Annotated in this window: 19 protein-coding genes; 6 read left to right on the top strand and 13 right to left on the bottom strand. The window is 72.7% G+C overall.

The window, feature by feature from the left end; all coding sequences use genetic code 11:
* Positions 1 to 46: 46 nt before the first annotated feature.
* Positions 47 to 1375, top strand: coding sequence for a UDP-glucose dehydrogenase family protein (locus OG393_RS19920; protein ID WP_327376027.1), 1329 nt, complete (start codon positions 47 to 49; stop codon positions 1373 to 1375).
* Positions 1376 to 1507: 132 nt separating this feature from the next.
* Here the strand turns inward: OG393_RS19920 and OG393_RS19915 are convergent, their stop codons facing one another.
* The 4 genes from OG393_RS19915 to OG393_RS19900 form a co-directional block, all read right to left on the bottom strand.
* Entirely contained in the window at positions 1508 to 2428 is a 921-nt protein-coding gene (locus OG393_RS19915; protein ID WP_327376026.1) for a membrane dipeptidase, read from the bottom strand.
* 170 nt (positions 2429 to 2598) lie between these two features.
* Entirely contained in the window at positions 2599 to 3846 is a 1248-nt protein-coding gene (locus OG393_RS19910) for a dipeptidase (protein ID WP_327376025.1), read from the bottom strand.
* A complete protein-coding gene (gene purE / locus OG393_RS19905; RefSeq protein ID WP_327376024.1) occupies positions 3843 to 4382 on the bottom strand; it encodes a 5-(carboxyamino)imidazole ribonucleotide mutase in 540 nt (179 codons plus the stop codon). Before purE ends, OG393_RS19910 begins: the two co-directional genes overlap by 4 nt.
* Positions 4379 to 5518, bottom strand: a complete 1140-nt coding sequence (locus OG393_RS19900; RefSeq protein ID WP_327376023.1) for a 5-(carboxyamino)imidazole ribonucleotide synthase — start codon at positions 5516 to 5518, stop codon at positions 4379 to 4381. The genes purE and OG393_RS19900 overlap by 4 nt, the downstream gene beginning before the upstream one ends.
* Positions 5519 to 5681: 163 nt before the next feature.
* Between OG393_RS19900 and OG393_RS19895 the strand changes: the two genes are divergently transcribed.
* A complete protein-coding gene (locus OG393_RS19895) occupies positions 5682 to 6197 on the top strand; it encodes a GtrA family protein (protein WP_327376022.1) in 516 nt (171 codons plus the stop codon).
* A 121-nt stretch (positions 6198 to 6318) separates the two neighbouring features.
* Here the strand turns inward: OG393_RS19895 and OG393_RS19890 are convergent, their stop codons facing one another.
* Together OG393_RS19890 and OG393_RS19885 are read right to left on the bottom strand one after the other, a co-directional pair.
* The gene (locus tag OG393_RS19890; protein WP_327376021.1) at positions 6319 to 7587 is read right to left on the bottom strand and encodes an ATP-binding protein; all 1269 of its coding nucleotides are present in this window, start codon (positions 7585 to 7587) and stop codon (positions 6319 to 6321) included.
* Positions 7588 to 7704: 117 nt separating this feature from the next.
* A complete protein-coding gene (locus OG393_RS19885) occupies positions 7705 to 8382 on the bottom strand; it encodes a response regulator transcription factor (protein ID WP_327376020.1) in 678 nt (225 codons plus the stop codon).
* Positions 8383 to 8813: 431 nt separating this feature from the next.
* On the opposite strand from OG393_RS19885, the gene OG393_RS19880 reads away from it, so the two are divergent.
* Positions 8814 to 10334: a peptide MFS transporter gene (locus tag OG393_RS19880; protein WP_327376019.1), complete on the top strand. Its 1521-nt coding sequence runs from the start codon at positions 8814 to 8816 to the stop codon at positions 10332 to 10334.
* A gap of 81 nt (positions 10335 to 10415) precedes the next feature.
* Here the strand turns inward: OG393_RS19880 and OG393_RS19875 are convergent, their stop codons facing one another.
* Genes OG393_RS19875 through OG393_RS19860 form a run of 4 tightly spaced genes read right to left on the bottom strand, consistent with a single transcriptional unit; the run spans position 10416 to position 14339 of the window.
* Positions 10416 to 11693 (bottom strand): hypothetical protein, encoded by a 1278-nt coding sequence (locus OG393_RS19875; RefSeq protein ID WP_327376018.1) that lies wholly within the window; start codon positions 11691 to 11693, stop codon positions 10416 to 10418.
* A 14-nt stretch (positions 11694 to 11707) separates the two neighbouring features.
* Entirely contained in the window at positions 11708 to 12826 is a 1119-nt protein-coding gene (locus OG393_RS19870) for a hypothetical protein (RefSeq protein ID WP_442817332.1), read from the bottom strand.
* Positions 12823 to 13656 carry a COG1470 family protein gene (locus OG393_RS19865; protein ID WP_327376016.1) on the bottom strand — a complete coding sequence of 278 codons (834 nt, stop codon included), beginning with the start codon at positions 13654 to 13656 and terminating at the stop codon, positions 12823 to 12825. Before OG393_RS19865 ends, OG393_RS19870 begins: the two co-directional genes overlap by 4 nt.
* Positions 13656 to 14339 carry a peptidase gene (locus OG393_RS19860; protein ID WP_327376015.1) on the bottom strand — a complete coding sequence of 228 codons (684 nt, stop codon included), beginning with the start codon at positions 14337 to 14339 and terminating at the stop codon, positions 13656 to 13658. The genes OG393_RS19865 and OG393_RS19860 overlap by 1 nt, the downstream gene beginning before the upstream one ends.
* A 320-nt stretch (positions 14340 to 14659) precedes the next feature.
* Here OG393_RS19860 and OG393_RS19855 point away from each other — a divergent pair, with 320 nt between their 5' ends.
* Positions 14660 to 16678 (top strand): NHL repeat-containing protein, encoded by a 2019-nt coding sequence (locus OG393_RS19855; protein WP_327376014.1) that lies wholly within the window; start codon positions 14660 to 14662, stop codon positions 16676 to 16678.
* A gap of 65 nt (positions 16679 to 16743) precedes the next feature.
* On the opposite strand, the gene OG393_RS19850 is transcribed toward OG393_RS19855, so the two are convergent.
* Positions 16744 to 17220 (bottom strand): ATP-binding protein, encoded by a 477-nt coding sequence (locus tag OG393_RS19850; protein ID WP_327376013.1) that lies wholly within the window; start codon positions 17218 to 17220, stop codon positions 16744 to 16746.
* 89 nt (positions 17221 to 17309) lie between these two features.
* Entirely contained in the window at positions 17310 to 17678 is a 369-nt protein-coding gene (locus OG393_RS19845) for an STAS domain-containing protein (protein ID WP_327376012.1), read from the bottom strand.
* A 211-nt stretch (positions 17679 to 17889) separates the two neighbouring features.
* On the opposite strand from OG393_RS19845, the gene OG393_RS19840 reads away from it, so the two are divergent.
* Both OG393_RS19840 and OG393_RS19835 read left to right on the top strand, forming a co-directional pair.
* Entirely contained in the window at positions 17890 to 18780 is an 891-nt protein-coding gene (locus tag OG393_RS19840) for an RNA polymerase sigma factor SigF (protein WP_327376011.1), read from the top strand.
* A gap of 275 nt (positions 18781 to 19055) precedes the next feature.
* Entirely contained in the window at positions 19056 to 19403 is a 348-nt protein-coding gene (locus OG393_RS19835) for a VOC family protein (protein ID WP_327376010.1), read from the top strand.
* 25 nt (positions 19404 to 19428) lie between these two features.
* Here OG393_RS19835 and hutI read toward each other — a convergent pair whose 3' ends face one another.
* On the bottom strand, positions 19429 to 20673 hold the full coding sequence (gene hutI, locus OG393_RS19830; RefSeq protein ID WP_327376009.1) for an imidazolonepropionase: 1245 nt from the start codon (positions 20671 to 20673) through the stop codon (positions 19429 to 19431).
* Positions 20674 to 20687: the final 14 nt, after the last annotated feature.

The raw sequence follows: 20687 nt of genomic DNA, 5'->3' as shown, positions 1-20687 counted from the left end.
ATGCTCGGGCAGGCATTTTCCCGCCCGTACGCACATGGAGTCCCGCATGGCCCTCAAGATCACCGTGATCGGCACCGGCTACCTCGGCGCGACACACGCGGCGGCCATGGCGGAACTGGGCTTCGAGGTCCTCGGCCTGGACGTCGTGCCCGAGAAGGTCGAGATGCTCGCGACCGGCCGGGTGCCGATGTACGAGCCGGGCCTGGAGGACCTGCTCGCCCGGCACGTGGCGGGGATCGAGGGCTCGACCGGCCGGCTGCGCTTCACGACCTCCTGGGAGGAGGTCGGCGCCTTCGGCGACGTCCACTTCGTCTGTGTGAACACTCCGCAGAAGCACGGCGAGTACGCCTGCGACATGTCCTACGTGGACGCGGCCTTCGCCTCGCTGGCCACCGTGGCGCGCTCGGGCGCGCTGGTCGTCGGCAAGTCGACCGTTCCGGTCGGCTCGGCGGAGCGACTGGCGAAGCTGCTGCCGGAGGGGGTCGAGCTCGCCTGGAACCCCGAGTTCCTGCGTGAGGGCTTCGCCGTCCGGGACACCCTGCACCCGGACCGGGTGGTGGTCGGTGTGCGCGGCGAGCGAGCGGAGAAGCTGCTGCGCGAGGTGTACGCGGGGCCGGTCGGGGAGGGCTCGCCGTTCGTGGTGACCGACTTCCCGACGGCGGAACTGGTGAAGACGGCGGCGAACTCCTTCCTCGCGACGAAGATCTCCTTCATCAACGCGATGGCGGAGGTGTGCGAGGCGGCGGGCGGCGACGTCGTGAAGCTGGCGGAGGCGATCGGCTACGACGAGCGGATCGGGTCCAAGTTCCTGCGGGCCGGGATCGGCTTCGGCGGCGGCTGTCTACCGAAGGACATCCGCGCCTTCATGGCGCGGGCCGGCGAGCTGGGCGCGGACCAGGCACTGACGTTCCTGCGCGAGATCGACTCGATCAACATGCGGCGGCGCGGCCAGATGGTCGAGATGGCGCGCGAGGCGCTGGGCGGCGGTTCGTTCCTGGGCAAGCGGGTGGCGGTGCTGGGCGCGACGTTCAAACCGGACTCCGACGACGTACGGGACTCGCCGGCGCTGAACGTGGCGGGCCAGATCCATCTCCAGGGCGGCCAGGTGACGGTCTACGACCCGAAGGGCATGGACAACGCGCGCCGGCTGTTCCCGACGCTGGCGTACGCCGGGTCGGTGCTGGAGGCGGTACGGGGCGCGGACGCGGTGCTGCACCTGACGGAGTGGCGCGAGTTCCGCGAGGAGCTGGACCCGGCGGAGCTGGGCGCCGCGGTGCGCGAGCGGGTGATCCTCGACGGCCGCAACGCGCTGGACGCGGAGCGCTGGCGCGAGGCGGGCTGGCTGTACCGGGCCATGGGGCGCCCGCGGGCCTGAGCGCCTGGCGGGTGGCCTCTGACCGGGCGGTCACGCGCCGGCGCGGCGGCACGACGCCCCGGGTGCGGCGCCGTGCCGGCGCGGTACCCGGGGCGTACCCCGCACCGGAGCGCGGGCCCCGGTGCGTGCGGGTCAGGCGGCGGTGCGGAGCCGGGTGGCCCGCGAGCGGAACTCCGTCTGGCGCAGGGCCCGCGTGGTGTTCGCGTGGGCGAGGAGGACCAGGTCCTGGGCCGGCCAACCGCGGCGGAGGAGTTCCGCGAAGAGCGGGACGTAGCCGTCGACCGGGTCCTTCGCGTGGGAGAGGCCCACGGAGTGGGAGCCCGCGAGAGTGTGGACGCGGTCCAGGACGTCGGCCGTGGCCGCCGGGTCCTCGGCGACCGGGACCATGCAGACGCCTTCGTTGCCGCCCAGCAGGCGGAGCACCTCGTCCGGCAGCGACGCGGGGTCGCCCTCGGTCATCAGGACGGGGGCCTTCGCCACCGCCAGGACCTCGCGGACCGTGTCGGGGGCCGCGCCCGAGAGGTCCACGGCCAGGCCGAGGCGGTTCATCTCGCGTACCGCGTCCCGGACGAAGCGGTCGAAGCCGGTGAGCGTCACCGCCCGTACCCCGAGCGCGTGGTAGGCCCGGAGCGTGGCGAGCGAGCCGCCGAGGGCGTTCGCACTGACGGGACCGAGCAGCGCCGCCACCCGCCCGTGGTTGAGGGCCTGGGCCATCTCCGTGGTGCCGTGGGCGAGGCGCAGGTCCTCGGGGCAGGCGGCCACCAGCGCGCGGATCGCGTCGATCCGGCGCAGGGCGCCCACCACGCCCTCCCCGGGGCCGACGTGCACGGACCAGAACTGGGCCCCCGCCTCCGGTGCCCTTACCGGGGGGAAGTCCTCGGGGTCGAGTCCCGTCGGGAACTCCACGCGCCCCTCGACCACCGGCTGCGCCGCGAGCAGTGCCCGCGCACGCGCCGACTCGTCGAGTGGTGGAGGTGGTTCAGGGGGGTCGGTCTCGCCGGCGGCGGCAGGAACGGCGGAGAGGGTGTGGGGATCGTCGAGCAGACCTGCCATGTGTTACTCCGAATTCGGCGATGCAGTACCGCCCGGCCGTGGGCGGCGGGGCGGTACGCTCCACCGTGCCATCGCCGTCCTTCCCGGTCGCGGCGGATTGCTCCGTCCGGGGGACCCGGCCCGGACGGCGGGAAGGCCCCGCCGAGGCGGGGCCTTCCCGTGTCGCACCGTCAGGGCCGGTCGCCCTCGGGCGAGTCGGGACCGTCCAGCGCTTCGATGGTCGCGTTCGACGGGCCTCGCGCGGCCCGCAGATCACGCGAGACGGCCTCCGCGTCCCGCAGCGCGCGGACCGCGTTCGACCACGTGAGCCGGGCGAGGTCGGCGTGCGACCAGCCGCGCGTGAGCAGTTCCGCGACGAGGTTCGGATAACCCGCCACGTCGTCGAGGCCGCTCGGGGTGAACGCCGTTCCGTCGTAGTCGCCGCCGATGCCGATGTGGTCGATGCCGGCGACCTCGCGCATGTGGTCGAGGTGGTCGGCGACCGTCGCGACGGTGGCGACCGGCTGTGGGTTCTCCTCCTGGAAGGCGCGGTGGATCTTCATCGCCCGTGGGGTGGTGTCGAGGGGGTGCAGCCCGTGCGCCCGCATGTTCTCGTCCGCCCGCGCCGTCCACTCGACCGCGGCGGGGAGGACGAACTTCGGCACGAAGGTCGCCATCGCCACGCCCCCGTTGGCCGGGAGCTGGGCCAGCACGTCGTCGGGGATGTTCCGCGGGTGGTCGCAGACGGCCAGCGCGGAGGAGTGCGAGAAGATCACCGGTGCGACGGACGTGGCGAGCGCGGCCCGCATCGTGGTGGCGGCGACGTGCGAGAGGTCGACGAGCATGCCGACACGGTTCATCTCCCGGACGACCTCGTGCCCGAAGGCGGTGAGCCCTCCGGCGCGCGGCTCGTCCGTCGCCGAGTCCGCCCACGCGGTGTTGTCGTTGTGGGTGAGTGTCATGTACCGCACGCCCAGCGCGTGCAGGGCCCGCAGGGTGGCGAGCGAGTCGTTGATGGAGTGGCCGCCCTCGGCGCCCTTCAGCGAGGCGATACGGCCCTGCTGTCGGGCCGCCTCCATGTCGTCGGCGGTCAGTGCCGGGGCCAGGTCCGCCGCGTACCTCACGAGCAGTTGGTCGACCGCGTCGATCTGTTCCAGGGTGGCGCTGACCGCGTCGTCCCCGGTGAGCGCGCAGGGCACGTAGACCGACCAGAACTGGGCACCCACCCGGCCGGCCCGCAGCCGGGCGAGGTCCGTGTGGAGCGACGCGGTCTGGTCGGCACCGATGTCCAGCCGGTCCAGGTCGTAGCGGGCCTGCTGCCGCAGCGCCCACGGCAGGTCGTTGTGCCCGTCCACGACCGGGTGCCCGGCGAGCAGGTCGAGCGCCTCCGCCAGACGCTCCGCCGCCGGCCGCGTCCCGGTCGCGCCCGCCGCGCTCACTTGGCGAAGCCGAACGAGTCCGCGCCTTCGACCTTGGCCCGCAGCCGCTTGCCCTTCTCGGTCGCCTGGGCGTTGAGTTCCTGCTGGAACGCCCGCATCCGGTCGAGCAGACCGGGATCGTGCGCGGCCAGGACGCGGGCCGCGAGCAGGCCCGCGTTGCGCGCGCCGCCGACGGAGACGGTGGCCACCGGCACACCGGCCGGCATCTGCACGATCGAAAGGAGCGAGTCCATGCCGTCGAGGTACTTGAGCGGCACGGGCACGCCGATCACCGGGAGCGGGGTGACGGAGGCGAGCATGCCGGGCAGGTGGGCGGCGCCTCCCGCGCCCGCGATGATCGCCTTGAGACCGCGGGCGGCGGCCTGCTCGCCGTAGGCGATCATCTCGTGCGGCATCCGGTGCGCGGAGACGACGTCGACCTCGTAGGCGATCTCGAACTCGTCGAGGGCCTGCGCCGCGGCCTCCATGACCGGCCAGTCGGAGTCCGAACCCATGACGATGCCGACGACGGGCGTGGTGTCGGGACTGCTGCTCATTCGGTGATCGTTCCTCGCAGGTAGCCGGCGGCGTGACGGGCGCGCTCCAGCACGTCGTCGAGGTCGTCGCCGTAGGTGTTGACGTGGCCGACCTTGCGGCCGGGCTTCACGTCCTTGCCGTACATGTGGATCTTGAGCTGGGGGTCCCGGGCCATGCAGTGCAGGTACGCGTAGTACATGTCGGGGTAGTCACCGCCCAGCACGTTGCACATGACCGTCCACCGCGCACGCGGGCGCGGGTCGCCCAGGGGGAGGTCGAGGACGGCCCGGACGTGGTTGGCGAACTGCGAGGTGATCGCGCCGTCCTGCGTCCAGTGACCGGAGTTGTGGGGGCGCATCGCGAGCTCGTTCACGAGGATGCGTCCGTCGGTGGTCTCGAAGAGCTCGACGGCCAGGTGGCCGACGACGTCGAGTTCCTCGGCGATCCGCAGGGCCAGCTCCTGGGCCTGGCCCGACAGTTCGTCGGACAGGTCGGGCGCGGGCGCGACGACGGTGTCGCAGACGCCGTCCACCTGCCGGGACTCGACGACCGGGTAGGCGACGGCCTGCCCGTGCGGGGAGCGGACGATGTTCGCGGCGAGCTCACGGGCGAAGTCGACCTTCTCCTCGGCGAGGACGGGGACGCCCGCCAGGAAGGGGTCCCGGGCGTCCTCCTCGGCGCGGACGAACCAGACACCCTTGCCGTCGTAGCCGCCGCGCACGGTCTTGAGGATGATCGGGAATCCGCCCACCTCCTCCGCGAAGGCCGCCGCGTCGGCCGGACCGGCCACGATGCGGTGCCGGGGGCTCGGCACGCCGATCTCGTCGAGCCGGGCGCGCATCACCCCCTTGTCCTGGGCGTGCACCAGCGCGTCGGGCCCCGGGCGGACGGGGATGCCGTCCGCCTCCAGGGCCCGCAGGTGTTCGGTCGGGACGTGCTCGTGATCGAAGGTGATCACGTCGCAGCCACGCGCGAATTCACGGAGCGTAGCCAGATCGCGATAGTCGCCGACGACGACCTCGCTCACCACCTGCGCCGCCGAGTCCTGCGGGGTGTCACTGAGGAGCTTGAACCTGATGCCGAGGGGGATGCCTGCCTCGTGGGTCATACGGGCGAGCTGGCCGCCGCCGACCATGCCTACTACCGGGAACGTCACCCTCTTAGGGTATCCGCACGAGGCGCGGAGGCCCATCCGCCTGTGCTTTGGCACAGACGGGCCGCCGTTTCCCGTGGAATCCCACGTCCTCGGGCAGTCGACAGGGGCGCTGGTTAGCATGGCTGGGTCGACACATCCGAACGGACGGGGCTGAACGATCACTATGGGTGAACGAAGCGCACTGCGCGCGCGGCTCGACCGGCTCACGCGTGAGTTCGCCAAGTTCGGCGCGGTCGGTGGTTTGGGGCTCCTGGTGGACCTCGGCGTGTTCAACCTCGTACGGCATCTGACGGAGGTGCCGGTCGTCCGGGCGAGCATCATCGCGACCGTCGTCGCGATCGCCTTCAACTACGTCGGCTTCCGCTACTTCACCTACCGGGACCGGGACAAGAGCAGCCGGGCCAAGGAGCTGTCGCTCTTCTTCCTGTTCAGTGTGATCGGCCTGGTCGTCCAGAACGGGATCCTCTACGCGGCGACCTACGGCTTCGGGTGGGACACGCCGCTGCAGAGCAACGTCTTCAAGTTCCTCGGTATCGGCGTCGCGACGCTGTTCCGCTTCTGGTCCTACCGGACCTGGGTGTTCCGTACGCTGCCGGCCCGGGAGGCCGTACAGACCGCGGAATCGTTCCTGGAGCACGCGCCGCGGCAGGCGTCCCGCAGGCAGCCCGACCGCGTCTGAGAGCCTGCTGGGCGGCCTCTGACCGTGCGGCCGAAGACACGTGCGACCGAAGACACCCGACAGGCTCGGGTCCCGGCGTCGGCCGCCGGCTCCGCCGCGACCCGGCCTCAGGGGACAGCCCTCAGCGGACGGGGCGCTCCGGCTCGTCCCGGCCGCCGTGGACCTCGCGGCCCAGGAACAGCGCGAACACCGGGGGATGCTGCTGGAGCAGTTCGAGCCGCCCGCCGTCGGCCTCCGCGAGATCGCGCGCGACGGCGAGGCCGATGCCCGTGGAGCTGCGACCGCTGACCGCCCGCTCGAAGATCCGCGCGCCGAGGTCGGCCGGGACGCCGGGCCCCTCGTCGGTGACCTCGATGACGGACTGGTTGCCGGTGACCCGGGTGCGCAGGGCGACGGTTCCGCCGCCGTGCATGAGCGAGTTCTCGATCAGGGCGGCGAGCACCTGGGCCACGGCCCCGGGCGTGCCGACGGCCCGCATCCGCTGCTTGCCGGAGTGGACAATGGCCCGACCCGCGCTGCGGTAGGCGGGCCGCCACTCCTCCAGCTGCTGCTTGACCACCTCGTCGAGGTCGAAGGCGATGGCGGAGCCCGTGCGGGGGTCGCGGGAGTTCGTGAGGAGCCGCTCCACGACGTCCGTGAGGCGCTCGACCTGGGTGAGCGCGATCGTCGCCTCCTCCTTGACGGTGTCGAGGTCGTCGGAGAGGGCCACTTCCTCCAGGCGCATCGAGAGGGCCGTGAGCGGTGTGCGGAGCTGGTGGGAGGCGTCGGCGGCGAGTCGGCGCTCGGCGGTGAGCATCCGCGCGATCCGTTCGGCGGAGGCGTCCAGGACGTCCGCGACCCGGTCGAGTTCGGGCACCCCGTAGCGCTTGTGGCGGGGGCGCGGGTCGCCGGAGCCGAGGCGTTCGGCGGTCTCGGCGAGGTCGGTGAGCGGGGACGCCAGCCTGTTGGCCTGGCGCAGGGCGAGCAGCACCGCGGCCACGACGGCGAGCAGGGCCACGGCACCGATGATCAGCAGGGTGCGGCCGACCTCGGCGGTGACGGTGGACCGGGACTCCTCGACGTTCACGGTCTCGCCGCGCTCGCCCTCGGCCGAGGAGCGGATGACGCTTCCCTCGGGCCGGGTGCCGATCTCGATGGCCTCGCGGCCGGGGATCAGGATCTCGGCGAACCGGTTGGGGTCGATCTGCTCGGCGAGGATGTCGGGATTGACGGGCTCCCCGCCGATCAGCCGGCTGTCGACGATGGAGACGAGCCGCAGTGCCTCGGAGTCCACGCTCTCCTGGGCGCTGTCGGAGATGGTGCGGGTCTCGACGATGACGAGGGACACCCCGAACACGGCGATGACGACGAGCACCACGGCGAGCGTGGAGTTGATCAGACGGCGGCGCACGTTGCCCTCCGGGCCGGGGAGTACGGGGTACCGGTACCCGTGGAGCCTACGACGCGCCGGCGGGCGGCCGGGCCGGGCCGCGACAGGCCGTTCCCGGCCGGGGGGCTACGAGGCCGGTCAGCTCTTCTCGAAGCGGAAGCCGACGCCGCGGACCGTGGCGATGTACCGCGGGTTCGCCGCGTCGTCGCCGAGCTTCTTGCGGAGCCAAGAGATGTGCATGTCGAGCGTCTTCGTCGACGACCACCAGGTGGTGTCCCAGACCTCCCGCATCAGCTGGTCGCGCGTCACCACGCGGCCCGCGTCGCGCACGAGGACGCGGAGCAGGTCGAACTCCTTGGCCGTGAGCTGGAGCTCCTCCTCGCCCATCCAGGCGCGGTGCGACTCGACGTCGATACGGACGCCGTGCGTGGTGGGCGCCACGGCCGGCTCGGTCGCGCCGCGCCGGAGCAGGGCCCGGACCCGGGCGAGCAGCTCGGCGAGGCGGAACGGCTTGGTGACGTAGTCGTCGGCGCCCGCGTCCAGGCCGACCACCGTGTCCACCTCGTCGGCGCGGGCCGTCAGCACGAGGATGGGCACCGCGTGGCCCTCGGAACGCAGCCGCCTGGCGACCTCCAGGCCGTCCATGCCGGGCAGCCCCAGGTCCAGTACGACGAGGTCGACCCCACCCTGGAGCCCGGCGTCGAGGGCGGTGGGCCCGTCCTCGCGCACCTCGACCTCGTATCCCTCTCGCCGCAGCGCACGGGCCAGCGGTTCCGAGATGGATGCGTCGTCCTCGGCCAGCAGTACACGGGTCATGAGGTGATGGTAGTCCGGACGGGCGACACCCCGGGGCATGATCGCCCCCCCCGGCCCCATCCCCTCTGGTTCAGTGCTTGCGAACGACTTATGACCTTCGAACAGCGCACCCTGGTTCCAACTTCACCTGTGATCCATATCTCAAGTCCTTTTATTTCATGCGGTGTCGTGCCGTATGGTGGCGAGACGTCAGTAGCGGTAATCGTGGACCTTTGGCTCGCTTCACACGCCAAGGGTCTCTTTTCTGCACGAGGCGGGCCCCGGCCCTCTCGACGACGGCGAACGACCTGTGGGCCGGGTCCCGGAAGCGCGTACCGGCGCTCCCTGGGCGTGGATCCCGGTGGGACGCGAACGCTCCCCCCGGTGCCGGCCTCCCCCACCGGGCGCACATCGCTCAACCCAGCGCGCGTCCCGACAGAGCAAGGATCGACATGGCGTCCAGCCTGACGACGGCTTCCACCGGAGCCTCTGGTTCCGAGAAGACGTTCTTCGGCCACCCCCGCGGCCTGGCCACCCTCTTCATGACCGAGATGTGGGAGCGCTTCTCCTACTACGGCATGCGTGCCCTTCTCGTTCTGTACCTGGTCTCCGGCGGCGCGGACGCCGCCACGGGCAGCCAGGGCGGCGGCCTCGCCATGACGGCGGCCACGGCGACGGCCATCTACTCGGTGTACGTCTCGATGGTCTACCTGATGGCCATGCCGGGCGGCTGGTTCGGCGACCGCGTCTGGGGCGCCCGCAAGACCGTCACCATCGCCGGATTCGTGATCATGGCGGGCCACGCTTCGCTGGCCCTGCCCGGGCAGGCGATGTTCTTCGTCGGCCTGGCCTTGGTCGCCGCCGGTTCCGGCCTGCTCAAGGCCAACATCTCCACGATGGTCGGCCACCTGTACGACGGCCCGGACGACCCGCGCCGTGACGGTGGCTTCACACTCTTCTACGTCGGCATCAACCTCGGCGCCTTCGTGGCCCCCTTCGTGGTCGGCACCGTCGGCGAGAAGGTCAACTGGCACCTCGGCTTCGCGCTCGCCGCGCTGGGCATGGGCCTGGGCCTCGTCCAGTTCCTCGTCGGCACGAAGAACCTGAACCCGAAGAGCAGCCTCGTCCCGAACCCGCTCTCCCCGGCCGAGCGCAGGGGCGTCCTGGTCAAGGCCGCCCTGGTCTTCGCCCTCGCCGCCGCGTTCTACGGCGTCGTCGTCGCCCTGGGCGTGTACACCCTGAACTGGGCCCTCGTCCCCATCACCCTCGCCGGTCTGGTCATCCCGATCGCCGTCCTGGTCCGCATCAAGCGCGACCGCGACCTCGACCGGACCGAGCAGTCGAAGATGACCGGCTACATCTGGTTCTTCGTCGCCGCCGCCATCTTCTGGATGATCTACGACCAGGGTGGTTCGACCCTATCGCTGTTCGCGGACGACAAGACCGCGGACACCGTCTTCGGCTTCGGGTTCCCGGCCACCTGGTACCAGTCGCTGAACCCGCTCTTCGTGATGGCGCTGGCCCCGGTCTTCGCCTGGCTGTGGCTGTGGCTGGCGCGCAAGAACCAGGAGCCGAACACCATCGTGAAGTTCGCGATGGGTCTGGTCCTCATCGGCGCGTCCTTCTTCGTGTTCATCGTCCCGATGAACATGGCGGGCGACGGCACCAAGGTGTCCCCGATGTGGCTGGTCACGATCTACATGATCCAGACCATCGGCGAGCTGTGCCTCTCCCCGGTCGGCCTCTCCGTCACGACGAAGATGGCGCCACAGAAGTACGCCTCCCAGATGATGGGCGTCTGGTTCCTCGCCGTCACCGCCGGCGACTGCACCACGGGCCTGCTGTCGCTGGCCGGCGTGGACCTCAACGGCACCGGGATCATCGCGATGCAGGCGGCACTGGCCGCCCTGGCGGGCTTCGCGATCTACATGTACCGCAAGAAGGTCCAGGCCCTCATGGGCGGCGTGCACTGACGCACCCGCGGACCGCGCCGTACCCACGGAGGGCCGCCGCACCGGAACCGGTGCGGCGGCCCTCCGCCGCGCTCCCGGGCCTCACCTCCGCAGGCGCGCCCACGGGGTGAGGGTGAAGACCGCTCCGCCGAGCAGGATCACCGTTCCGGCGACCAGGGCGAGCGCGCGCAGGGCGCCCTCGTCCTCCGCTCCGGTGGCCGCGAGTCCGCCGGAGCCGCCTCCTGCCGCGGCGCCGCCGCCACCCGCCGCGCCGCCCTCCTGCCGGGTCGTGTCCAGCTCCAGGGACGCCTCGACAACGCCCTCGACCCGGCAGGGGATCACGATCGGCGAGCCGCCGAGCGAGACGCTGATCGTCAGCGCGCCGGGGGTGAGGGTGGACCTGCCGCTCGCTCCGGGGCGGTAGGTGCCCTTCATGTCCGGCAGGTCGACCGGCTTGCCCTGCTCCAGCGGGGCGGAGTTCGCGGGCCCCGTGACCGTCACGGTGCCGCTGTCGGCGCCGCCGATCCCGATCGCCATGCTGGGCTTGAGGGCCCCCGCCGGAAGCGGGGCGGGGCTGTCCATGACGCCCTTGGCGGTCCTGACGGTCAGGGCGAAGGAGCCGCCGTTCCTCCTGGCGTCGACGGTCACCTTGGAGGCGATGGTCGCGGGGCCGGGTGACCGGCAGGAGAAACGGACCGCGACCTCCTTCCCGGTGAAGTCCGTCTGTCCGCCGCCACCGGTGGAGCCGCCGGAGGTGGTCGTCCCGCCGGAGGTGGTCGTCCCGCCCGAGGAACCGGAGCCCCCCGACGTACTCGTGCCGCCCGCGGCGCTCGTGCCGCCGGACGAACCGCCGTCCGCCGAGACCCTGATCGTCGCGCCGGCCGCCGGCGTCTCCTTCGGCGTGCACTTCGTATCCGTCGACAACGGCTTCGAGACGTTGATCGTGTAGGCGCCCGGCGTCAGCGTGATCTCACCCGCCTTCTCCAGCTTCAGCCTCCCCTTCATGTCCGGCAGGACCATCGGGCTGTTCTTCGGGATCGGCGGGTTCTGCCGCGGGCCGGTCACGGTCAGCGTCCCGCTCGCCGCGCCGCCCAGGGTGATCGTGCCGGTGGGTTTGACCGTGTCCTCGCCCAGGTCGAGGACGTCGGGGTTCCTGGACGCGGCCTCGACCGTCTTCCACACGATCTCGACCTCGTCGCCGACCTTCGCCTCCGCCGGCGCGGTGATCAGTGCCTTCGTCGTGCCCCGCACCGGCGGAAGGCCGGAGATGGGCGGCGGAAGGCACTCGGTGTCGTAGGCGACCTCGGCGGCCCGGGCGGGTCCGGCGGCCGGCAGGATCCCCGCGCCGCCGAGCATCAGCACGACTCCCGCCGCGCTCATCCTCCGTTGCGTGTTCACGCCTGTCCCTTCGTCGTGGGGCTGTTCTCCGACGGTGCGGAGTCCGGGGCGAACCACGGCAGAGCCGTGGTGGGGGCGTCGTCCGCCGCGGGGACGGGCCGGCGGGAGCGGGGGAAGACGTGGAGGCGGGCGCGGCGCCGGCGGTGCCCGGGGACCGGGCCGGGCCGCGGTCGGCCGGCGGCACGGACGTCGCCGGACGGCCGCGTCCGGTCCACCACCGCCATGCCGGCGCGGAAGAGCGCGGCCGGGACGACCAGGGCGAGCAGCACCCAGAACAGCGTCACGCCCCAGGGCCGGCCGACGCCCCAGGGCTGTTCGACGAGGACCTCGCCCGCGTACCGCACCGAGACCCGGTAGTCGCCGTGCGCGCCCGCGGGCAGCTCGACGGGCAGCCGGATCCGGGCCTTCCCGCCCGGTCCGACGGTGCCACGCCACCGGCGTTCCTCGTACTGCGCCGAGAAGACGCCGTGGCTCGTACCGACCTGGAAGACCGGGTTCTTCACGGCGGTCCGGCCGAGGTTGCCGACCGTGAAGACGACCTCCCGCGCTGCGGGAGCGCCGAACCAGACGAGTACGCCGCTGGACCCGTCGAGGCGTGCCGAGGCGAGCACGGCGAGCCGGCCGTCGCCGGTGGCCTCGGGCAGCGGGGCGACGGGGTGGCCCGCGACGGTGAACGCCACGTCGACGACGTCCTGCCGGCCCGTCACCCCGGCCACGTGGACCACGCACGGGCAGGGACGGGGCGGTTCGGCGACCGGCATCCGCCGGCTGAAGGCTCCTTCGGCGTCGACGGTGGCGGCCCGGCCCTCGGTGTTGGCGCAGGAGTTGGTCCCGCCGATGACCCCCTTGCCGGGCTCCGCCTGACCGCAGATCAGCAGCATGAGCAGGGCACCGGGCTTCCAGCCGGCGCCGCTGACGGTGATCTCCCCACCGGTGCCTCCCTCGCCGCGCGAGAGGGCGACGGTGGGTCCGGGCGCGGGCGCGGCGCCCGCCCGGAGGGCGGGGAGGAGGGCCAGGACCAGCGCGGTGAGCAGCAGGCAGAAGGCCACGCCCCGAGGGGAGTCGGACCGCCCCGCAACCGCCGTGGCCCGGCAGGCGTGCGGCCTCCGGGTCATCGTCCTTCTCCCGTCGCCGCCGCCCGCGGGTGTTCCCCCGCCGGGTCCGCGGGCGGCCGGGCCCGGCGTCTGCGGACGGCGTATGCGAGGGCGCCCGCCACCGCGAGCGGTGCCGCCGACGCGGCGGCGAGGGCCGGGCCCGAGACGAAGATCCCCTCGGCGGCGGCGGTCGCGGGCGGGGCGCCGGCGGCCGTGGCGCTCAGCCGGACGGTGACGGAGTCGAGAGCGGGCGGATCGGGCCAGGGCTCGGCGCGGGTGGCTCGTTCGCCGGGTCCCAGGGTGGCCGGCACCGTGCGGGCGGCCCGGTCGAGGACGGTGCCGAAGACCCCTTCGGCCCTGACGGCGAGGTGCGGCCTCAGGACGGTGTTGCCGCGGTTGACGAGCGTGTAGTGCAGCGTGCCGGAGCGGTCCATCCGCACGTTCTCGACGGTGAGCGCCGCCAGCCTCGGCCCGCTCACCCGCAGGTGCACCGGCACCCGGGCCTCCCGCCCGCCGGCCGTGGCGAGCAGGGCGCCCGTGTGCTCGCCGGGCGGGGTGGCGGCGCTCACCGTCACGGCGAAGGGCACGTCGGCGCGGGTCCTGGCCGGTATGGTCACGGTCCGCGCGGCGAAGGCGACGGGCATGCCCCGGCCGCTCAGCCGGACCGTGAGCGGCTTCGCTCCCGGGTTGGTCACGGACAGGGTGTCCTGAAGGACGCTGCCCGCGGCGCCCTCCAGGTAGACGTAGGGCCGCCCCTCGGCGGGTCCGGCGCTCCATCTCGGGGCGGGGGCCGCCGCCACCGCTCCCAGCAGCGTGACGGCCGCTCCGAGCCCGGCCCACGCGCCGCGCATCAGCGCGCCGTACGGCGCGTGAGCCAGAGCACCCCGGCCACACCGGTCAGCAGCACGGTGCCGCCGAGGGTGGCGAGGGCCGGAGCGGAGTCGAGCGGGCCGGTCCTGGGCAGCTCCCCGCCGGCGGAGGACTGGGTTCCGGCGGAGGCTCCGCCGGGGGCGGGGGAGGCTCCGCCGGGGGCGGTCACCTGGAGTTCCAGCGCCGGTGCGGGGGTGTTCCCCGGCGTGCAGACGGCCGCGTCCATCCCGAGCGCGTGGACGGTGAGCACACCGGCCGTGAAAGTGACCTTGCCGCTCTTCTTCGGTGTGTAGGTGCCCGTCAGCCTGCCGATGGCGATAGGGGTGTCGGGCGGTATCGCCGCGGTGTTCGGCGTTCCCGTGACCTTCACTCTCCCTTGTTCCGCGCCGCCCAGGACGAGTTCCGCGCGCGGGGTCATGACGCCCTTGGGCAGCTCGACGGGGCTGTCGGAGACGCCCTTCTCGAAGGACATGGTGACCGTGTAGCCGCCGCCGCTGCGCACGGCGGTGATGTCGACGGGCGACACGGCGTTCTTGGGCCCGATCTTCGTCTCGCAGGCGTAGTCGACGTCCACGACGGCGGCCTGTGCGGCGGGCGCGGAGACCAGCGCCACCGAGCCCGCCGCCGCTGCCAGCGCGGCAGCCGTTCTCCTCCGGTACGGCACCCCAAGCACCCCTCACCGCAACATTACTGACGGTTTATCAGATCGGGCGCTCAAGGTACGCCCGGGGCGTCGAGGAGGGAAGACCGAGGGACGGGCGGAGTGCGGGACAGGCGCGCCGGAGGGCCGGCCGCCCGGAGCACGTGACCGGGAACGTACTCCGGACGCGCTGTTCCGGTCACCCGTTGGGGGCACGCGGGACGCCGGTCCGCGTCGCGCGGTCCCGCGCCGACGCGACGCCGGAAACATGAGGGTTCCTTGCGGAGCCGAGGGCCGCCACGGCGGACGGGGCGGCCCGCCCCCGCGCGAGAAACGGAGTAGCCGTGCGCCGTCGCACCCTCACCCTCGTGGCCGTAGCCGCCCTGATGTCCCTGTCGGCGGGTTCCTCCCTGGCGGAAGTGACCGGCGACCCGCCCGGCCACGGCATGACCGGACAGAGCGGAACCGTGCTGAGCGGAGACACCCCGGTCCCGTCGGCCGAGGTGAGCGTCTACCAGGCGGGCGACGAGAAGGGCTCCGCCCCCCGGCGCCTCGCCCGGACCCGCAGCGACGGCCGGGGCCGCTTCCACGTCGCGTACCGGCGCCCGGACGACCCGTCGGCCGTGCTGTACCTGACCGCCGACTCCGGACGCCCCCCGCGCCGCGGCACGGGCGCGCACCGGACGCCGCCGGTCCGCCTGGTGACCGTGCTCGGCACGGCGCGCGAGCACCGCGGCGGGGCCGGGAAGGTGGTGCTCAACGAGCGGACCACGGTGGCGGCCGGCTTCGCGCTGGCGCAGTTCACCGAGGGCGCGGAGGTGTCCGGGCCCCACCCCGGGCTGCAGAACGCCGCCGCCGTCGCGCACAACCTGGCCGACATCACGACCGGGAAGGTCGCCAAGACCCTGTCCACCCCCCCGAACGGGGACCGGACCTCGGCACTGCGCACGTTCAACACTCTGTCCGACATCCTGGCGGGCTGTACCGAGGGCCGGACCTGCGACGAGCTGTTCCGGCTGGCCCGGCGCCCCGGACAGCCCGCGCCACGGGACACCTTCCAGGCGGCGGCGGACATCGCCCGCGCCCCCGGGCACGACGTGGCGGCCCTGTTCGCGCTGTCGTCCGCCGCGCCGCGCTACCGGCCGGCGCTGAGGTCGGCTCCCGACGCGTGGACCATCGCGCTGCGGTACGTCGGCAACGGCCACGAACTGGACGGTCCCGGCAACATCGCGTTCGACGCCCAGGGCAACGCCTGGATCCCCAACAACTACGTGTACGATCCGGACCCGCGGAACACCGCCTGCGGCTCACGCGTCCTCTCGAAACTCACCCCCACCGGCCGGAGCGCCCCCGGGGCGCCCTTCAGTGGCGGGGGGCTCTACGGGGCGGGCTTCGGCATCGCGCAGGACCCCCGCGGAAGCGTCTGGGTCGGCAACTTCGGCTTCCAGGGCACCGGGTGCGCGCTGGACGCGGACCGCCTCTACCGCAGCGTGTCCCAGTTCGCCCCGGACGGCCGGGCCCTCTCGCCGCGGCGCGGCTGGCGGCAGGGCGACATCCTCCAGCCTCAGGGACTCGCCACGGACCGGCGGGGCAACGTCTGGGTGGCCAACTGCGGTGGCCGCAGCGTCACGCGCATTCCGCACGGCCGGCCCGAGGGGGCCCGGAACATCGCCCCGGGCGGCGACTCGCTGGTCAAACCGTTCGGCATCGCCGTCGACACCTCGGGCCGGGCCTGGGTCACCGGGAACGGCAGCGACAACGTGACGATGCTGTCCCCGACGGGCGAACCCCGGCGCACGGTCAGCGGCGGCGGCATCAAGCGTCCGATGGGCGTCGCCACCGACAGCCTCGGCAACGTCTGGGTGTCCAACGGCGGTGCGGTGGTGGCTCCCTGCGAGGGGACCACGCCGGCGATGCTGGCGGAGGCGGTGGCGCAGATCGTCACCCGGCACGTCGACGCCTCGGTGACCATGATCCGCTCCGACGGCACGACGCCGGCCCGGCCGTTCGTCAACGACGGCCTCTTCCTGCCGTGGGGCATCGCCGTCGACGGCAGTGACAACGTCTGGGTGGCCAACTTCGGAGGGCATCGCATCGCCCACCTCTGCGGCGCCAGGACGTCGGCCTGCCCGCCCGGTGTGCGGACCGGCGATCCGATCTCGCCGGCCGACACCGGTTACACCAGCGACGGGCTCGACCGGAACACGGGAATCCAGGTGGACCCCTCCGGCAACGTGTGGCTGGCCAACAACTGGCGGACCGTTCCCGTGCAGACCAACCCGGGGGGCCACGAGATGGTGGTCTTCATCGGGGTGGCCACCCCGGTACGCACGCCGCTCATCGGCGCGCCGCGACACTTCTGAGGGAGCCCCGATGGCGGGTCGTCCGGCAGTGCCGGGGCCCGCCACCCGGCCGCTTCCCGCCGCGTCTACGCGGGAGCGGCCAGTTCGGCCCAGACGGTCTTCCCGGGGGCTCCCGGGGTGCGCTGGATGCCCCAGTCGAGGCAGAGCCGCTGCACGATGAACATGCCGTGGCCGCCGGGGCGCCCCACCCGCTGCGGGGAACGGGGCGCGGGCTGACCGGCCCCGCGGTCGGTGACCTCCAGGCGCAGCACCTTGGGGCGGCGCCGGACGCGCAGCTCCTCGGGGCCGCCGGCGTGCAGGCAGGCGTTGGTGACGAGCTCGGAGACGACGAGCAGGACGTCCTCGGCGGCGGCGCGCGCGTCCGCGGTGACGGCCGGCAGCCAGCCCCACGTGTAGAGGGCGGACCGCGTGAAGTCACGGGCGAGCGGGACGGTGCCGCTGGTCGCGCCGAGCGCGAGCGTCCGTACGTCGAGATCGGCGGCGGTGCCCGCGACCGGGCCCACGACGTCCTCGACCTTCCTGCCCCCAGCGGCAGTGTCCATCAGCGCTTCACCTCACCGATTCGACCGATATCACCGACAACGCACCCGATCGGGGCTCTCCTGCCCGATCTCTTCCTGAAAACACCCGCTCAACCGGGGAGGGCCGCCGCGAGCGAGTCGTGCACGGTGAAGACGACATCCGCACCGGTGATCTCGAAGACCCGGGCGACGACCGGCCGCATCCCGGCCAGGTGGACGCTGCCCCCCGCGGCTTCGGCCTTCAGGCGGGCCCCGAGGAGCACGTTGAGCCCGGTGGAGTCGCAGAAGTCGAGCCGTGAGCAGTCGACCACGAGCCGTGAGCGACCGGCGGCGAGCGCCCTGTCGAGTGGCGTACTCAACAGTTCGGCGGTGTGGTGATCGAGCTCACCCACCGGCGTCAGGATCTCGCTCACCCCCTCGGTCCGGACCTCGACCCGCAGCCGTCCCGGCTGCGCGCTGCCGACGCTCTGGCGGTCCATGTCCGTGCCTCTTCTCGCTGTCGCGGATGCCCGTTGACGTGCGAAGAACCATACAAGTTCAAAGCCCTCTACGGTACCCGAACTCCGCCACATAGTCATACAAATCAGACAATTGGCACTTGCGACCGACCCTGTCGAGCGGGTAGGGCTAGTAAGGAACATCCGACACGGCCGGCTTTGGAGGCGCCGCAAACCGCAGCGAGACGAACTGATGGAGGAGACCATGTCACCCCGGCTCGACGCCACGCGTACCCCCGACGCGCCGTCGGCAGCAACTCCGGCCCCCGCTCTCGGCCTTCCCGAGGACCTGCCCGAGATCCCGCCCTTCGACGAGGTCGGACCCGTCAACGCGCGGGCCCTCTCCAAGACCCTCTTCGCCCGCCTCGACACGCTTGAGGAGGGCACCCACGAGTACGCCTACGTCCGCAACACCCTGGTCGAACTCAACCTCGCCCTGGTGAAGTTCGCCGCCTCCCGGTACCGCACCCGCAGCGAACCGATGGAGGACATCGTCCAGGTGGGCACGATCGGCCTGATCAAGGCCATCGACCGTTTCGAGCTCTCCCGGGGCGTCGAGTTCCCCACCTTCGCGATGCCGACGATCGTCGGCGAGATCAAGCGCTTCTTCCGCGACACCTCGTGGTCCGTGCGCGTCCCGCGAAGGCTCCAGGAACTCCGCCTCGACCTCGCGAAGGCCGGCGACGAGCTGGCCCAGAAGCTCGACCGCGCGCCCACCGTCGGAGAACTCGCCCAGGAGCTCGGCCTCAGCCGCGAGGAGATCGTCGAGGGCATGACGGCGGGCAACGCCTACACGGCGAGCTCGCTGGACGCCCAGGCGGACGAGGACGACAGCGAGGGCGCGCTCGCCGACCGGATCGGTTACGAGGACCACGCCATCGAGGGCGTCGAGTACGTCGAGTCCCTCAAGCCGATGATCGCCGCGCTGCCCGCGCGTGAGCGGCGCATCCTCTCGCTCCGCTTCGTCGCCGGCCGGACCCAGTCCGAGATCGGTGAGGAACTCGGCATCTCGCAGATGCACGTCTCCCGCCTGCTCACCCGCACCCTCGGCAGGCTGCGCAAGGGTCTGACCCTGGAGGAATGACCCCGGGCGGACCGGGCACCGTCCTGCCCCGGCCGCCACCGAAGGACACGGGAAAGGGCCCGTCCGCGCGGACGGGCCCTTCCGTGCGGACGGACACGGCGCGCGGCCCCCGGAGGCATCGGGCCCGGTCCCCCCCCCCCTCCGGCACACGCGCGGGGGGGGGCGCGGCCGGGAGTTCCGGGGAAAACGGCCGGCACGTCACGCGAGCGGCGGCAGAGTGGGGCCTATCGGCATCCGCCTCCCCTTCCCTTCCCTTCCCCCGCCAGGAGTACGCCATGACCGTCCGACGCGTCGTCCCCAACCTCCGGAGCGAAGACCTCCCCGCGAGCGCCGAGTTCTACGGACTGCTGGGGTTCCGGCCGGTCATGGACCACGGCTGGATCGTGACCCTCGCCCCGCCCGAGGCGCCCACCGCTCAGATCAGTCTCATGAGCGGCGACCGGACGGCGCCCGTCGACCCGGATCTCAGCGTGGAGGTGGACGACGTCGACGCCGCGTACGCGCTGCTGCGCGCTCGCGGCGCCGAGATCGTCCACCCGCTCCGTGACGAGGAGTGGGGTGTGCGGCGGTTCTTCGTGCGGGACCCCGCGGGCCGGGTGGTGAACGTCCTGGGGCACCGCTGACCGTCCCGGGCCCGGGGCGTCCCGTTCAGACCGCGCGGACGCCGCGGCGCCAGACCTGGTCCACCAGGGGCACGCCCGGCCGGTAGGCCAGATGGACGTGCGACGGAGCGTCCAGGACGGTGAGGTCCGCGTACGCGCCCGGTGACAGCCGGCCGACGTCGGTACGGCGGAGTGCCGCCGCACCGCCCGCGGTGGCGGACCAGACGGCCTCGTCCGGGGTCATCCGCATGTCCCGTACCGCCAGCGCGACGCAGAACGGGACGGAGGAGGTGAACGACGAGCCCGGGTTGCAGTCGGTGGACAGGGCCACCGTCACGCCCGCGTCCAGGAGGCGGCGGGCGTCCGGCCACGCGGCGCGGGTGGAGAACTCGGCGCCGGGCAGCAGCGTGGCCACGGTCGCGGAGTCGGCCAGCGCGTCGACGTCCGCGTCGGTCAGGTGTGTGCAGTGATCGGCGCTCGCCGCGTCCAGTTCCACGGCGAGCTGGACACCGGGGCCGTAGGAGAGCTGGTTGGCGTGCACCCGGGGGTGCAGGCCCTTCGCCTTGCCCGCGGCCAGGACCGCGCGGGCCTGGTCCCCGTCGAAGGCGCCCTTCTCGCAGAACACGTCGATCCAACGGGCGTACGGAGCGCAGGCGTCGAGCATCTCACCGGTGACCAGGGCCACGTATCCGGCCGGATCGTCGGCGTAGTCCGGCGAGACGATGTGGGCGCCGAGGTAGGTCACCTCGTCGGTGTGGGCGGCGGCGATCCGCAGAGCGCGTGCCTCGTGCTCGACCGTGAGGCCGTAGCCGGACTTGGTCTCGAAGGTGGTCGTCCCCTGGCGCAGGGCCTCCGCCAGGTAGCGGGTGACGTTGCGTTCCAGGTCCGCGTCCGAGGCCGCCCGGGTCGCGGCGACCGTGGTGCGGATGCCGCCGGCCGCGTACGCCTGGCCCGACATCCGGGCGTTGAACTCGGCCGTGCGGTCGCCGGCGAACACCAGGTGCGAGTGGGAGTCGACGAATCCGGGGATCACCGCCCGGCCGGCCGCGTCGACCCGGTTGTCAGTGGCCGGTGCTTTGCTGGATCCACCGACCCAGACGACACGGTCGCCTTCGATGACGACGGCCGCGTCCTGGATCAGGCCCAGGGGCGTTCCATCACCGAGGGAGGGATCGTTGGTGACCAGACTCGCGATGTTGACGATGGCCGTGGCGGGCGTCGCCACGGTGCTCTTCGCGTGGGCGGGGGCGGAGGTCGCCACCGGACTGTTCGTTGCCACGGGGCCGTTCATGGTCAGAGCTGTCT

The sequence above is a fragment of the Streptomyces sp. NBC_01216 genome, from assembly GCF_035994945.1.
GTDB lineage: Bacteria > Actinomycetota > Actinomycetes > Streptomycetales > Streptomycetaceae > Streptomyces.
Note: the sequence above shows the minus strand (reverse complement) of the source record. Positions and strands in the feature narration are given on the sequence as shown.

Excerpts from the sequence above, each read along its gene's own strand:
- OG393_RS19835 (WP_327376010.1), top strand. The coding sequence starts at position 19,056 with ATGACCGTCCGACGCGTCGTCCCCAACCTCCGGAGCGAAGACCTCCCC.
- OG393_RS19895 (WP_327376022.1), top strand. The coding sequence starts at position 5,682 with ATGGGTGAACGAAGCGCACTGCGCGCGCGGCTCGACCGGCTCACGCGT.
- OG393_RS19920 (WP_327376027.1), top strand. The coding sequence starts at position 47 with ATGGCCCTCAAGATCACCGTGATCGGCACCGGCTACCTCGGCGCGACA.
- OG393_RS19850 (WP_327376013.1), bottom strand. The coding sequence starts at position 17,220 with ATGGACACTGCCGCTGGGGGCAGGAAGGTCGAGGACGTCGTGGGCCCG.
- OG393_RS19870 (WP_442817332.1), bottom strand. The coding sequence starts at position 12,826 with ATGACCCGGAGGCCGCACGCCTGCCGGGCCACGGCGGTTGCGGGGCGG.
- OG393_RS19845 (WP_327376012.1), bottom strand. The coding sequence starts at position 17,678 with ATGGACCGCCAGAGCGTCGGCAGCGCGCAGCCGGGACGGCTGCGGGTC.
- OG393_RS19915 (WP_327376026.1), bottom strand. The coding sequence starts at position 2,428 with ATGGCAGGTCTGCTCGACGATCCCCACACCCTCTCCGCCGTTCCTGCC.
- purE (WP_327376024.1), bottom strand. The coding sequence starts at position 4,382 with ATGAGCAGCAGTCCCGACACCACGCCCGTCGTCGGCATCGTCATGGGT.
- hutI (WP_327376009.1), bottom strand. The coding sequence starts at position 20,673 with ATGAACGGCCCCGTGGCAACGAACAGTCCGGTGGCGACCTCCGCCCCC.
- OG393_RS19880 (WP_327376019.1), top strand. The coding sequence starts at position 8,814 with ATGGCGTCCAGCCTGACGACGGCTTCCACCGGAGCCTCTGGTTCCGAG.
- OG393_RS19885 (WP_327376020.1), bottom strand. The coding sequence starts at position 8,382 with ATGACCCGTGTACTGCTGGCCGAGGACGACGCATCCATCTCGGAACCG.
- OG393_RS19865 (WP_327376016.1), bottom strand. The coding sequence starts at position 13,656 with ATGCGCGGCGCGTGGGCCGGGCTCGGAGCGGCCGTCACGCTGCTGGGA.
- OG393_RS19840 (WP_327376011.1), top strand. The coding sequence starts at position 17,890 with ATGGAGGAGACCATGTCACCCCGGCTCGACGCCACGCGTACCCCCGAC.
- OG393_RS19875 (WP_327376018.1), bottom strand. The coding sequence starts at position 11,693 with ATGAGCGCGGCGGGAGTCGTGCTGATGCTCGGCGGCGCGGGGATCCTG.